This window comes from Bacillus cereus group sp. MYBK79-1, assembly GCF_051915365.1.
Taxonomy (GTDB): domain Bacteria; phylum Bacillota; class Bacilli; order Bacillales; family Bacillaceae_G; genus Bacillus_A.
In genome coordinates, this window is the sequence record NZ_JBQAEO010000004.1 from 87,780 (window position 1) to 101,986 (window position 14,207).

Genomic DNA, 14,207 nt, shown 5'->3' on the forward strand with positions numbered 1-14,207 from the left:
TTTTTATTATGATGAATGACTTACATAAATAGAATAAGGATTGACATAATGTTAATGTCAATCCTTATTCTCAGTTTATTTTCATAACTAAAAAACAAATTTGTGTCACATACTCCTCTACTAAACAATCACATTCCGGTCCCTTGATGTAAACCTCATATGGCGAATCACCTATTACATAACCATTTCTTTCAATCCATTCTTCTAACGCAATATAAGCGTAACCTATATAGTCGTAACTTCCATAATGCATAGTAGTAACGATTTGATGCGAATTTATTTTTTTTATTTCGCATTCTTGTACTACGTCTTTATCGTTCTCATGCATAATCGGAATTCTTAATTCGATATCGCTTTCATTCGGGATATACTCTTCATCATAAAAGACTGTAGAGGGCGAACCAACTATTTGTAAGTCATGCTTTTGTACTTTTTCATATAAGTCATAAAAATAATCATCCATATCATCAATATTTATTTGCAGTCTTTGAGCAATTACTGTTATTTCATTTCTCGTCCCCACTAATATATCGTAACTTCTATGGCGAGCGATATTCAGGCTATTATTCACATTTACCATTTCATTCATTTCTGAAATAACCTGTAAATTTTGCTTCACTTCATGAGACAACTCTATAATTTGTGCTTGCATATGTTTCACAAACGAGTCTTGATCTGACGACTGGAGAATGATTTTAATTTTCGGTAGAGGGAACTTATACTCCCTTAACTTTTTTATTTTCAATGCTATTTCTAACTGCCCTTGCTCATAATATCTATACCCATTCTCTGGGTTCACATATGCTGGTTTTAATATATCTTCTTTGTCATAATGCCTTAGCATCCGTGTACTCATTTTACAAATCCGCGAAAATTCAGTAATTGTATACATATACTTACCCCTTGAATACATTTTCTTATATGCTTATTTTAACGAATTTCCCGAAAGAATTCTCCTTCCTGGGGCGTGTGAAGGGCGTAGCCCAACGATAGGTGGGAGATGAATTTCGGTTTGACAGTAGTCAAAAAATTTTGATAAACTAGCTGTATGAGGTTCTTTGATAACTTGATATAGAAGGTTGCAGGAAGAAAATAGAGTGCGAAAACCAAGCCATTCGGTTCCTGCGTAAAATATCAACCGTATAAAGAGAACATCCAAGCGTTGGTCATCTAGGGATGGAACGCCCCGAAGTAACGCTCAGGGAGACGAAAGGTTGCTTTCGTCGTGGAACTGAGAAGCTCCCACTTCAATCTTTGCTAAGTGGTGAGTAGTTCACAACCAATCAAAAATCTTCCTAACTGAAAAACCTTCATTCTGATTGTTCAATCTTTTCATTTTTGAAGGTAACAAATGATGAGGACAATACCACGTTAAACAATTTATTGCGCCTCCCATTGTCGATATTTCTCCTACATGAATTTGAATAGCTTGTTTCTCCGTATGCTTTTGAATATATCGTAACACTTCCCGATCTTTAGCTAATCCAAACTTAGGAACGTAAATCGTATCACATGTTTCTAACATATTTATATACAAACCTTTTGCCGATGCTATTTCTTGATCATATTGTCCCTTTTCTGTATATGACGATGGAACGACTATAAATTTAGCTTCTGGCATTTGCTCTTGAATAATCTCTTGAACATTATATCTAAATTCATGATCCCCTAAAAAATCACTAATAAACATCGTATGTTCATCAATAAATTTAACCATTCCGTCTGCATGTGCAAGTACGTCCCCTTCTTCAGCAGGAATAATAATAACGCGGCTCACATCCAAATCCCATTCCAGTTGCTCTATAATTTCTTCTTCCGTCCAATCATAATTATCATCAAATATGCGTTCCGTTACTATAACAGTATCTTTTTTATTCCAAATAAGATTTCCACCGTCTAATATCAATGGAGATTTCACATATTCAAAGTCGTTCTTTTTCAACCATTTATTAAATTGTTGATCTAAATATCGCCATTGATCTTTAGGTAAGTAATTTGGTTGATATTTAAATTTAACTAAATGATTTGTTACAACTGGCGCAACATCTCTTAGCCAAATATCATCATACTCAAAAAAGCTTGTATGAAAATCTTGCTCTTCAACGGATAAAGAGACAAGTTGATCAGTAAATGATTTATTTTCATTTAAGTATTCATTAAAATAAATCAGGTCTTCATAAAATGGACGATAATATTCATTTGATTTATCTGGTATTGCAGTAAAAATAATTCCATTATGTTTTTGTTCCATAATATTTACCTCGCTTTTTAATAATGATGGAATAACTGATTTAACTAAGCCAACTATTCTCCTTTTCATTTCTCTTTTCATAACAATTTTCGAAACGTGCACATTTCATGAATGGATTATAGCACGGAGAAATATTATATATTTATATAAAAAATATATAGCCGTGGTTGAGCGGAAAATTGACTCTTGACAGGATTTTAAAATAGAACATTCCATGACAACTTTAAACATTTCATCGTCATACACAATTAATAATTAAATAATTTTTTATCACGATTTAAATCGGTTGATTCTAATGGTTCGTTTTCGTTATATAAATTCACTACATGTGTTTCTACCCCTATACAATTTCCTTCTAACGGAAGATCGTTTGGATCCTGACCAAATGGATACTCAATTCCAACTCCTATTGCTTCAATACCTATAAATGCAAAACTTATAAACATAGTTGCAAGTACTGTAGACCATCCAATGTAAATATTTGATGTAAACTATTTTGATTATTGTAATGAACCATATTTACAAAAAACTCTTTCCTTATTAACTTGTTATTCTTTTAACTTATGAAAGGATACAATTAAACAAGAGAATCATAAACCCTATTATTATGAGGCTAGTTAAGATTATCTCTGTCAATACTACCACTCCTTTTTAAATTCCAACTGCAAATGTTACTCTACTAAATCACGACGCATTATTTTAGAATTCGCAATGAATAAAGCACTAATTAATACAAGAATTGCACAGGCATATAGTAATGAATCCACTGGGCTATCATGGTCTATAATAATTAAACGAACAATAGCTGTTATACCTACATATATAAAATACCGTAATGGGAAATGAAAATTCATTTGAAAATACTTTATAATCATTACGATAAATTCAAAATATAAAAAGAATACAACGATACTATCTACTAAATGATAACTAGATTCCTTACCACTCAATTTCAGTTCTTGTATAAATTGAATGACCTCTTTCATCAGAAACACACTTAGAACAATCCCTAAACAAATCAAAGCTACATTTAAAATGTACTGTAGAATGATAGGGAAAAACGAAAAAACTATTTTTAAGTTCTTTAACACAAACATCTTTCTCCTTTTCCATATAAAGTGAAACTTTAATCAGTGGGGGTTTTGTTCATCCCCCACTGATTATTAGTTGAACCAATCGGACGTTTACGGACAGTTGATCTCCCACCTAACTTCTTTGCTCCAACTGAATTTTGAGGTGGGAGTTTTACTGTCCGTTAACGCGGGATAAAACGAAAAACGACTATACACTATAATCTCGATTATCATTATATTAAAGTACTTTATTATTACTAATAATTAGGCATGACAAAATAGGTAAAGGTAACAATGTACCTATTTTGTCCGTAGGTTTATTGATTACTTCAATTGAGTCGGTTGCTGCTGTGTAACACAATGAATCATGCCACCATTTTTATAAAGCTCTCTCACATCAATACCAACTACTTTACGATTTGGGTATAACTTCTGAATCGTATCGTTTGCGATTTTATCATTCGGATCATTATAATTAGGCACCAATACCACTGTATTCCCGATATAATAATTGATATACGACCCTTTATAATCGAGAGCTTTTCCATTTTCTAAAGTAACTTTCTCTTTACTAAGCGGTAAGTATTCATACTTATATTTCTGTCCTGATGCATTTTTTGCATCTAACAATGTGTCCATATCTTTATTTGACAAACCCCATTCGGCTAGGTCATCTTCTTTCATTGTTACAATGGTAGATTTACCATGAAATTTAGCAAATCCATCGATATGAAAATCAGTAATATCTATATTAGGCACTCCATCTAACCAAATAAAATTTGATACTCCTAGGTCACTTATATATTTTTCTATTTCCTTTTCTGATAAATCAGGATTTCTATTTTTATTCGTTACAGCACTCCTTGTTAATAAAGCAGTCCCATTACTGTCTAATTCAATTGCACCACCTTCAAGGACAAATTTTCCCCAATCAATTCTTTCAATCCCTAATTGTTTACTAACATTCTCACGAATACGAGCATCATTTTTATAAGGAGTTTTCTTTCCCCAACCATTAAATGCTGGATCTAATATTTTGAGATTTTTATTATTGTCATAAACAAAAATCGGTCCACTATCTCTTGCCCACACATCATCAGTAGGAGCGATAAAGAAATCAATTTTATCCATATTCAGTCCTTTATCTGTTAAAAGATTATTGATGCGCTCTTTCTCCTCCACATCGTATGCAACGATGTGGACTTTTTCACCTTCAGTTAAAGCACTTGCCATCTTAATCCAAATCGGTTCAACTTCGTGCTTATATTCTTCACCATATGTGTATTCATGAGGCCATTGCAGCCATGTACCTTCATGTTTATCTTTTTCATCTGGCATCGTATATTTTCCAACTTTTTTCTGTACCTCTACTTTTCCATTCTCTTTCCCTTTTGCATTTTCATTACCACCTTCAAAAGAACAACCACTAAAAATCGCAGTGGATAATGTAGCTATTAAGCAAAACTTTACTACTTTTTTCATTTTTTCAACCTCCTGTTCTTATCTCTAATAATGTAAAGCTTCACATAGTGTGAAGCTCAAGCTTTTTCTCCAATGTAAAAATTACCAATTCTTCTTTGCATCCCTATCATTTAACTAACTATATATATTTATTCAACTACCTTCCTTACCTACTTATTTAGCACACTGAACTTTACGAAATAAAAAAATCGGTATTGATCATTACATATCAATACCGATTTTAAAATTATTCTTTTCCTTCAATTAAATCATTCGCCATTTTCCTAAACTCTTGATTAAATGAGTCATTCATACCATTTTGGACGTTAGAAAATAATATGACAAATGTTTTTTTATCCCAGTTAAAATTATTAAATGTATTCCAACCTGCTAATACGCCGTGGTTATGATAATAATCTGGATACGTATAGAAACTAAATCCATATTTTCTTGCAGGTGATGCAGTAAACATATCTAATACGCTTTGTTTAGAGAGCAGTTTCCCATCCATAATAGCCTCATCTAATCTTTTCATATCTTCAACAGTCGTATACATTTCACCACACCCATACAACCAGTTCATTTTCAATCGGGGTGTAGCTATTAACTCATTATCTTTTCTCGTATAACCTTCTGCTAAAAAAATATCTTCAGGGAGAGTTGCACCCATTCCAGATTCATGCATTTCAACAGGAGTAAAAATATTTTCTTTCACATATTCAGCGAGCGGTTTATTTGCTATCTTTTCTACAATATACGCAAGTACCATATAATTATAGTCTGTATATTTCCATCCTGTCCCTGCAGGAAATTGCAATTTTTGCGCTCCAATCCACGTTACTAACTTTAATCGTGACGCCGCATTCACCCTACCTTGTCCCTGATCTGGTAACCCGGACGTGTGTGTTAACAAATTTCGTAACGTAATGTTTTTATCTGCTGGAAACGATGGAATATACTTATTTACATTGTCTTCAATATTTAATTTCCCTTTTTCTTTTAGCTGCATAATAGATATTGCAACGACTGTTTTCGTAATAGAACCAATACGATATTTCGTTCTTGGCGTTGTTACTACTTTATCTTCCACATTCGCATACCCATAACCTTTTCGTAAAATCACATGATCTTTACTAGCTACAAGTACACTCCCATTAAATCCTTTATCTTTTAAATATTGATCTAGTTTTCCGGCTACAACTTCATAGCGCTTTTTCTCATTCGCATCAACTTCTTGAATATCGCCCTTTTTCTTACTATTTACATTGAAAAATGCCTTTATATCATATTTCTTACCTTTATTTGCATGTATTAGCGCAACGACACTCCCACAAAAAATAGCAAAAATAAAGAAAACGATTAACCATTTCTTTAACATAATAGGAACCCTCTTTTATCTAGTTTCACTTAACGTACATCCATTCTGTTCTATATCTTTTAATTTTCAAATATTTTATAATACTACCTATTATTCACCTAAATGAACTAGATTCCTTTTTCTCATATGCAGTTTTCGGCTACTCTCTATTGTATTTCTTTCTTGCAAAATTTCCACCTTACAATCGGATACACCCTACTATAATTTCAATATCTTATGTAACATTTGTTACACATTATCAAAAAAGGAGTTATAAACATGAAAAATACTGATAAGCGCAATCGTTTAGATGATATGATGTTTCATTACAGGGTAACAAAAAATAACATAGTTTTAATTGAATATTACGGAAAACAAATTACGATATTAAAAGGAACTGATGCTGAAAAATTTTTAAACAAAATAAATCATGCACATAACGATACAGAAAAACAACTCATTATGGCTAAAGTTACAGGTAATTTCAAAAGAGGCAATGAACGTCAATGAAAACGAATCTCATTTATATTTTGATTATACAACATATAAAAAAAGAAATGTCACTCATTCGGCATTTCTTTAGACTTTCTTCATAAAAAATTTACATTGCTAACTTTCTTTTATTTTTTGTTTTTACTATATAAACTCACTGCCGAAATGCTTAATAATACCACTATACATAACCACGCATACGTATACCCTTTCTCATCTACAATATAACCAAATAAAATAGGTGCAACAATAATAGCAATTTGATTGAATGTAAGTGCCAAACTAACTGTTATTCCAACAGAATCTTCACTCCCCAATTCAGCAACTTCGGCGATAAAAAGACTAAACCATCCAATTGAAAAGAACCCTAACAATGCACTTACCCCATACAATACTCCACTCGTTACTGTATGTATACTCATTACTAACAATAGAATTAAACCGATAGAAGAACAGACAGTTATAAATAATGGCGTGCGCCGATTCCCCTTATAAAACAAATCACTAATAGCTGCTAATGCAACACGGCCAATCATTCCAGAAAAGAACATAACTGAAAATACTGTTCCGGCTATAATAGATGTAATGGATTGCTGCCCTATTAAAAATTTCATGAAATGTCCAACTAACACCATTTGTAATGAAATCATGCAAATACCCGTTATATATATTGGATACAACTCTTTTTTACGTATCACTACTTTTAGCTCCGTCCAAAAAGAAATTTTAATATGTTCTTTCCTTACATCCTCTTGAACATATGGCTCTTTATAAAACATAAAAAATAATAATCCTCCAATTATACAAATGCATGCCATACTATTTATTGCGTAAGTCACATTATATTGTATTGTAAAAAACGGGATTAGCACTCCCGCTAACGCGCCGCCAATCGGTATACCCGCTTGCCTTATTCCCATCGCTAATCCACGATTTTCTTTTGAAAACCATTTCAAAATCACTTTACTTCCTCCTGGCTGGGAAACACTATAAAACATTCCTACTAATAAAAGTACAAATAATAGACCCTTAAATCCACTTACTATATTAGTTAGTAAAAGCGAACCTCCTAGCAAAAATGAACTGATAGAAATTAATAATTTTTCATTATATTGATCGAGTAACCGACCGACAAAAAGCATACAAAATAACGGACCAATATTTACAACACTTACTAACAATCCACTCTCCATATTCGTAAGCGCATATTCTTCTTTCCAAAATAAAGCGAAAGCTCCAACACCATACGTTATAAGTGTCGCTGTTGTTTGAGCAATCGTCGCAACAATTAACATCATCCACTTATAATTTCTATTCATCCTTTCTTCGATTAACAAAATAATCCCTCCATCCACTTCCATTGTATGAAAGTTCTGATATCATATAAAATAAAGATTCATTATATAATCCATCAAAAAAAATGATACCTTTTCGGAGGGATACTACGTGGACATAAAAGATTTAACTGTATTTTACGAAGTTGCGAAGGAAAGTAATATTTCTCACGCAGCGAAAAATTTGAACTATGTACAATCAGGCGTAACAATGCGTATGAAACAACTAGAAAATGAATTAGGTGTTCCTTTATTTTACCGTAACGGAAAAGGTGTAACTTTAACTTCTAACGGTGAGATTTTATTAACATACGCTAAACAAATTATCCACTTAATGGATCAATCTATAAAAGCGGTTCAAAGTAATGGAACTGAGCCAAAGGGCACGTTGAAAATTGGATGTACAGAATCTACAACTGCGGTAAGGCTTCCCTCTATATTAACGGCCTACTATGAGAAACACCCAAAAGTCGAATTGATTTTAGAAACAAATACGACCGAACAACTAATTAGGCTAGTGTTAGAAAGAAAACTAGACGGAGCGTTTATAGCTGGCTCTACTCAGCACGCTGAACTTCATACAAGTGTATTTCGTGAAGAAGAATTAGTTCTTATTAGCAAAAAACCTTTACCCTCTCTTAAAGACATAGAAAATATGAATTTACTCGCCTTTAGTCACGGTTGCTATTATAGAAATTTATTAGAAGACTGGCTTCAAGAAGAAGGCATCTCGCCTAAACGAGTATTAGAGTTTGGAACAATTGAAGCAATACTCGCCTGTGTAAAATCAAATATGGGTGTAGCAATTATGATGAAATCTATATTAAATGGTCATGCACATAACTTATCATTCAATCCTTTACCAAATAGATTCAAAAAAGTTCCTACTACTTTTGTTACTAGAAAAGATATATATCACTCAGCTGCATTACAAAAATTTATGGAGATGATTTAACAATGCGTGAAAAGAAAATACGTGGGATGAAGCGTAAAACAAACACTATGATAAAGCGAATTGAAGAACATACAAAAACGTTCCCTTCTGCTTTCTATAACGATGAATATTGGTATATGCCCTTACCAGTTTCCCAAGCTTTTATCGATTCGTGTAAAACGCCTAGAAAAGTAAAACGATTCTGTATACAAACTCTATTAAATCAAGCAAACCATTTAATAAAAATAAAGCCGAGTGACACACATACATATCGAGTTGTTGTTTTGGTTTCTATAGAAAGGTTGTGGGATTCTCAAATCATTATATTTAAAAGTGAGGGGTACTTTCATAATTTCTTTAATAAAAATAGTGAATTTCAAAAATGGATTCCTCTTGCAAATGAGTCTGATTTTTGGAAGACATGGGGAATTTCAATTTGTCCTACTGCCCAAATGTTGCACTTTCAAGAAGTCATTTATGATGAAGATGCAATCGATAAAAAAGAGATTTGGTTTATTGGAGAGTTATCTTAAAAGGGGTACTTTACTTCGTTTATCTAGCATAACAGAAAAAGGTATACCCAAACGTCGGTATACCTTTTCACCTATTTATTTTTCCTTTAACACACTATGTAATCGATCAGGGTAATTTGTAAACACTCCTGTAGCACCCCATTTAATTAACAATCTCATATCTGGTTTCTCATTAATTGTATAAGGATGAATTAGCAGTCCATTTTTCCTAGCCATTTTCATATATGACTCATCAATAATTAGTTCTCCGTTATCATTGCGTAAGTTCGGTCCAATACCAACTGCATATTTTTTAATTTCTTGAAAATCTTCATTCGTTACACTTTTCGGTTCATGTGTAATGCCAGACCATTCAACAATCTCATTGTTTTCATTTGGATAATACCAAAGCAGTTGAACTAACGGAATATTTTTATTCATACTATGAATCTTTGTTAAACTATCTTTACTAAATGATTGAATCATAACACGGCTAGAAGCCATGTTTTGACCTATTAAATTATATTTTTCTAATAAAGCTAATAATTTCTCTTCCATTCCTGGATACACATCTGGTGATTTTGTTTCAATGTAATACTTCATGCTTCTTCCGTACTTTTGGAAGATTTCTTCAAGAGTCGGAACCTTTTGACCAACATACTCTTGCTTAGCCTTTTCTGGATAAGCTTTATTGAACCAAGATCCTGCATCTAAACTCTTTATTTCATTTAATGTTTTATCTCGTACTTCACCTGTACCATTTGTAGTGCGGTCAACTGCTGTATCATGCATTGCAATCAACTGGCCATCCTTAGTTAATTGAATATCTAACTCCAAATAATCCGCTTTCATTTTTTTCACTAAATCATAAGAAGCAAAAGTATGCTCAGGTGCATGTCCACTTGCTCCGCGGTGTGCAATATTTAAAAATTTATTCGTATTCCATTCATACTTCCCTTCTGACTTCGCATGAACAGCTCCTCCAGCAAAGATACTCCCCATCATAAAGAAAATAACGAACGCGCTAATAATTTTTCTCATCCTTCTAACCCTTCCTACGTTGCAAATTTCAACAAGTTAATGAGATTTACAAGAAATAGAAGATACACTTTCATTATTTTCATAAGCCTATATTAAAATTCCAATCTTACAAATATAATTCCCCTATGTTATTACTATACTATTTTTTCCATATCCCTCCTATTCACATGTAACTCCTTATTGATTACAGTTCATCAATAAAAAAAGCCATAATTTATTTAGAGGACACTTCTATATCCCTAAATAAATTTATGGCTTATCTCAAATATCTCCGGCCTCGATTAACTTGTCGAAATTAATCATACCAAACCTATTAATATTTGTGAATATTATTTTTCCAGTAAAATTAAGCTTTTATCAAGATGGATTATACATCTCCTACTGGTTATTTCCTTTTTCATCAAGAATTTTAATGGTGCATAAACAACACTAAAATCACATTCCCATTTTCATTTCCCCACATTTCAACGAAGAAAAGATATTCATTAGGGAAATCTTCTAAAGATACCGGTTCATCAGTTACACTAATATTATTATGATAATCTATATCCCAATCTTTCCTTATATCTTCTAATGGTTTTAGTTCTAAATTACTTTTTCGATCATCGAAATAATGCGAGATAAATACCCCTTCTATTTCACCATTAAAAACCATCTCTTTCAATTCTTCTGGTGTAGAGGGATTAGAAAGATTATTATCTGAAATTATCATTTCATTATTGTACATTTTCTTAGTTTCATTATCTATAAAATAGCCTTTTCTTCTCATCATACTCAGCCCTTTATGTGGAAATATAACTAAACGTATATTATCATAGACTTTAACAGCGTGTACACATCTATGCTAAAGCAGCAGGCGGCATTAATTGCGGACCTTTTCCCATACGTGCCAACACCCAGTCATCGTAATACCACATTTCCGTTTGACGACGACTCATCATATAATCCCAGCGTACTTCACGCTCAAATTCGATAATTTGTCCGTCGCCTCCAATTGTTATCCAGTTAAAACTCCCGTTAGTATGCATCATTTTCACCCAAAAAACAGGGAAAGTAACAGTTTCTCCTTCATCTTTATACTGTCTCGTTTGTTTTTCTATACGAAGTAAAGTTAAACCACTTGCATATTGTGGATCAACCTTTTCCATTACATCCATTGCTATTTGTTCAGCATCATCTTTATGAGGCAGGTTAATTGAGTATACTGGCATCATATTCGTATAACTTAATAAACACTTACCATTTTGAGAAGTAATGATTGTAATATGAGCACCGCCGTAATGTAGCGGCCCTTCTGCCTGATAGCGCTTGATGGAAACTTGTACACCGTCACGTAATTCTTCATGCTCCCGTACTAACTTTACATACTTCGGAAGTGGTAATAACATTGACACTTCTTTACTACAATTTTGAATAGTATTATATTGATTCGCCATTTAACATCTCTCCCTTGTATATAATTCTTTTGGAACTTGTGTAAGAAATTCCGTTATCTCCCCGGCATAATAGACATATAATTCATGCATCGCCCTCGTACATGCTGTGTAAAACAAATTGCGTTCAGACTCTCTATAATAACTACCTTTAGAAGCATCAAATATAATAACAGCATCAAATTCTATCCCTTTCGCCAAGTAAGCAGAAATAACAACAACGCCTTTCTCATAAGTTGTATTCTCTTTTTGCATCAGATGAACATGTAATGTATCCCCTATTAGCTCCATAACTTTCATACATTCTTTATTCGTTCTACAAATAACGGCAATTGTTTTATAACCTTTTTCTTCTAACTCTTTCACCTTAAGCACCATATTCTCTACATGCTCTCGTTCATCACTTACTTTTATATAAACAGGCTTCTTACCATCCCTGTTAAAAGCTTGAATATCATTTCCATTTGGAATCATACACTTTGTAAACTCAATGATTGGTTTTGTCGATCGATAACTACGGTTAAGCTGGACTGTTTCCACTTTACGATTTGCAAATAATGTGAAGATAAAATTCTTCTCTCTATTTTGATCATTCGAAAAAATATTTTGGTTATGATCACCAAGCAATGTCCATTTCGCCTTCGGAAATAGTCTTTTTAGAAATGCTAATTGAAATGCTGTATAGTCTTGCACTTCATCAATAAATACAAACTTCACAAGGTGATTCGCCTTAAATCCTTCAAGTAATTCTTTTAAAAATAAATACGGCGCTGCGTCTTCATTTGCTAGCTGTTTATTCTTCAAGCGCTTCACTGTTTGCTTACATATATTTCCCCAGCAATCTGGTACGAAAATATCTTTCTGCATACTTTCAAATAACTGCTGAAAAATCGCCGGATGATTTACAAAAGCAAACTTTTTTACCCTTCTACGTAACGAACGAAAATGTTTCTTCACTACATATTTCGTTAATAACTCATGTTCCTTCTCATAATAATCAAATTGATTATCCTTCTCTAATTTTTCATATATGCGATTGTAATCTTCTTTATTTAAATACTGAACTTCTCGTTCCACCCAATCTTTTTCCGCTTCTATCTTTTCAAATTCATATAACTTCCGAAGAATCCATTCCATTGTAAGTTGCATTCGATTCGGTATAGCAATAGACATATCTAAACTATAAAAATACGCACATATTGATTTTGCCTCTATGATCACTTCACCTTTACATGTAACATCATGAAATTGTAAACCTTTTTCACTTAAGCTTCGCGCGTATTTCTCAAGTAGTCCCATAAATTCAACCGAAGATTTATATTGAATGCCTTTCACTCTAGTTTCATACGTACTGTCATGCTTTTTCGTTAACACGTATTCTAACTGCGCAAATGAATCTTCTACAGTAAAGCTTTTTCCAATCATATGTTCCACATACGCTTGAAAAGTCGTTTGTTGCATATTTTCTTCCCCAAGCTCTGGCAAAACATTCGCAATATAGCTATTAAACAACTCATTCGGAGAAAACAGTAACATTTGCTCTGCATGAACCGTGCCGCGGTAACGATACAGTAAATAAGCAACACGTTGCAATGCCGCTGAAGTTTTTCCGCTCCCAGCAGTCCCTTGCACAATTAACACATCACTTTTATCGTTTCGAATAATTTGATTTTGTTCCCTCTGTATCGTCGCTACAATACTTTTCATTTGCTCACTTGCATTTCTGCCAAGTGCTTCTTGTAATAATTCATCACCTATCGTCACACCTGTATCAAACATACTTTGAATCGTTCTGTTTCGAATTATATATTGACGTTTTAAAAGTAAATCACCTGAAATCGTACCTATGGGTGCTTTATACTGCGCCCTCCCTAAAGTGTAATCATAATAAAGGCTCGAAATAGGTGCCCGCCAATCGTATACTAAAAACTCATCATTTTCTTTATCATAAAAAGAGCCGATACCGATGTACATTTCATCGGTATCCGCTTCAGCATCTTCTTTAAAATCAATCCGCCCAAAATACGGCGTTTCTTTTATTTTCGTTAAAAGGTTATATTCATTTTTCGTATGACGATGTGTATGTTCTCTTTCAGCAAGAATCTCTGCCTCTTGCCTAATACTCGCCGCCGTTTCAACCGCTTCTTTAATATTATCTATATTTACTTTTACATCTTCCCAAAAGTTTTTTCTAATACTGATAATTTCAGACTTCACCGAACCAACTCGATCATCCAGCTCTTTCAGTTCCTCGTCTACTTTTTCAATAACTACATCTACACGTTGTTGCTCTTCTTTATAATGACTCATATAATCTCC

The 14,207-nt window shown here is 33.1% G+C and carries 13 protein-coding genes and 1 pseudogene; 3 read left to right on the top strand and 11 right to left on the bottom strand.

All coding sequences use genetic code 11. The features are described from left to right. Nucleotides 1-70 precede the first annotated feature (70 nt). The 6 genes and pseudogenes from ACTFOB_RS09200 to ACTFOB_RS09225 form a co-directional block, all read right to left on the bottom strand. Nucleotides 71-892: a MerR family transcriptional regulator gene (locus tag ACTFOB_RS09200; protein WP_440025732.1), complete on the bottom strand. Its 822-nt coding sequence runs from the start codon at nucleotides 890-892 to the stop codon at nucleotides 71-73. 381 nt (nucleotides 893-1,273) lie between these two features. Further along, nucleotides 1,274-2,251, bottom strand: a complete 978-nt coding sequence (locus ACTFOB_RS09205; protein ID WP_440025850.1) for an agmatine deiminase family protein — start codon at nucleotides 2,249-2,251, stop codon at nucleotides 1,274-1,276. Between the two features lie 248 nt (nucleotides 2,252-2,499). After that, a pseudogene (locus ACTFOB_RS09210) lies at nucleotides 2,500-2,724 on the bottom strand (bestrophin family ion channel); the annotation flags it as partial. A 198-nt stretch (nucleotides 2,725-2,922) separates the two neighbouring features. Beyond that, a complete protein-coding gene (psiE, locus tag ACTFOB_RS09215) occupies nucleotides 2,923-3,342 on the bottom strand; it encodes a phosphate-starvation-inducible protein PsiE (protein ID WP_142342505.1) in 420 nt (139 codons plus the stop codon). Between the two features lie 306 nt (nucleotides 3,343-3,648). Then, entirely contained in the window at nucleotides 3,649-4,806 is a 1,158-nt protein-coding gene (locus tag ACTFOB_RS09220; protein WP_440025731.1) for an agmatine deiminase family protein, read from the bottom strand. Nucleotides 4,807-5,032: 226 nt separating this feature from the next. Next, nucleotides 5,033-6,163: a serine hydrolase domain-containing protein gene (locus tag ACTFOB_RS09225; RefSeq protein ID WP_440025729.1), complete on the bottom strand. Its 1,131-nt coding sequence runs from the start codon at nucleotides 6,161-6,163 to the stop codon at nucleotides 5,033-5,035. A 258-nt stretch (nucleotides 6,164-6,421) separates the two neighbouring features. Here ACTFOB_RS09225 and ACTFOB_RS09230 point away from each other — a divergent pair, with 258 nt between their 5' ends. Then, nucleotides 6,422-6,652, top strand: a complete 231-nt coding sequence (locus tag ACTFOB_RS09230; protein ID WP_088113547.1) for a hypothetical protein — start codon at nucleotides 6,422-6,424, stop codon at nucleotides 6,650-6,652. Between the two features lie 110 nt (nucleotides 6,653-6,762). Here the strand turns inward: ACTFOB_RS09230 and ACTFOB_RS09235 are convergent, their stop codons facing one another. Then, entirely contained in the window at nucleotides 6,763-7,995 is a 1,233-nt protein-coding gene (locus ACTFOB_RS09235) for an MFS transporter (RefSeq protein ID WP_440025727.1), read from the bottom strand. Nucleotides 7,996-8,080: 85 nt separating this feature from the next. On the opposite strand from ACTFOB_RS09235, the gene ACTFOB_RS09240 reads away from it, so the two are divergent. Together ACTFOB_RS09240 and ACTFOB_RS09245 are read left to right on the top strand one after the other, a co-directional pair. Continuing rightward, nucleotides 8,081-8,923, top strand: a complete 843-nt coding sequence (locus tag ACTFOB_RS09240; protein ID WP_440025726.1) for a LysR family transcriptional regulator — start codon at nucleotides 8,081-8,083, stop codon at nucleotides 8,921-8,923. 2 nt (nucleotides 8,924-8,925) lie between these two features. Beyond that, nucleotides 8,926-9,435 (top strand): DUF3916 domain-containing protein, encoded by a 510-nt coding sequence (locus tag ACTFOB_RS09245; RefSeq protein ID WP_440025725.1) that lies wholly within the window; start codon nucleotides 8,926-8,928, stop codon nucleotides 9,433-9,435. 75 nt (nucleotides 9,436-9,510) lie between these two features. Here the strand turns inward: ACTFOB_RS09245 and ACTFOB_RS09250 are convergent, their stop codons facing one another. The 4 genes from ACTFOB_RS09250 to helD form a co-directional block, all read right to left on the bottom strand. Beyond that, nucleotides 9,511-10,455, bottom strand: coding sequence for a glycerophosphodiester phosphodiesterase (locus tag ACTFOB_RS09250; protein WP_440025724.1), 945 nt, complete (start codon nucleotides 10,453-10,455; stop codon nucleotides 9,511-9,513). 409 nt (nucleotides 10,456-10,864) lie between these two features. Continuing rightward, entirely contained in the window at nucleotides 10,865-11,227 is a 363-nt protein-coding gene (locus ACTFOB_RS09255) for a hypothetical protein (RefSeq protein WP_440032723.1), read from the bottom strand. 67 nt (nucleotides 11,228-11,294) lie between these two features. Then, nucleotides 11,295-11,891 (bottom strand): hypothetical protein, encoded by a 597-nt coding sequence (locus ACTFOB_RS09260; protein WP_440025722.1) that lies wholly within the window; start codon nucleotides 11,889-11,891, stop codon nucleotides 11,295-11,297. Then, a complete protein-coding gene (gene helD, locus ACTFOB_RS09265) occupies nucleotides 11,892-14,198 on the bottom strand; it encodes an RNA polymerase recycling motor HelD (protein ID WP_440025721.1) in 2,307 nt (768 codons plus the stop codon). Nucleotides 14,199-14,207 lie beyond the last annotated feature (9 nt).

Excerpts from the sequence above, each read along its gene's own strand:
- ACTFOB_RS09230 (WP_088113547.1), top strand. The coding sequence starts at position 6,422 with ATGAAAAATACTGATAAGCGCAATCGTTTAGATGATATGATGTTTCAT.
- ACTFOB_RS09250 (WP_440025724.1), bottom strand. The coding sequence starts at position 10,455 with ATGAGAAAAATTATTAGCGCGTTCGTTATTTTCTTTATGATGGGGAGT.
- ACTFOB_RS09235 (WP_440025727.1), bottom strand. The coding sequence starts at position 7,995 with ATGGAAGTGGATGGAGGGATTATTTTGTTAATCGAAGAAAGGATGAAT.
- ACTFOB_RS09255 (WP_440032723.1), bottom strand. The coding sequence starts at position 11,227 with ATGATGAGAAGAAAAGGCTATTTTATAGATAATGAAACTAAGAAAATG.
- ACTFOB_RS09225 (WP_440025729.1), bottom strand. The coding sequence starts at position 6,163 with ATGTTAAAGAAATGGTTAATCGTTTTCTTTATTTTTGCTATTTTTTGT.
- ACTFOB_RS09245 (WP_440025725.1), top strand. The coding sequence starts at position 8,926 with ATGCGTGAAAAGAAAATACGTGGGATGAAGCGTAAAACAAACACTATG.
- helD (WP_440025721.1), bottom strand. The coding sequence starts at position 14,198 with ATGAGTCATTATAAAGAAGAGCAACAACGTGTAGATGTAGTTATTGAA.
- ACTFOB_RS09220 (WP_440025731.1), bottom strand. The coding sequence starts at position 4,806 with ATGAAAAAAGTAGTAAAGTTTTGCTTAATAGCTACATTATCCACTGCG.
- ACTFOB_RS09260 (WP_440025722.1), bottom strand. The coding sequence starts at position 11,891 with ATGGCGAATCAATATAATACTATTCAAAATTGTAGTAAAGAAGTGTCA.
- ACTFOB_RS09200 (WP_440025732.1), bottom strand. The coding sequence starts at position 892 with ATGTATACAATTACTGAATTTTCGCGGATTTGTAAAATGAGTACACGG.
- ACTFOB_RS09205 (WP_440025850.1), bottom strand. The coding sequence starts at position 2,251 with ATGGAACAAAAACATAATGGAATTATTTTTACTGCAATACCAGATAAA.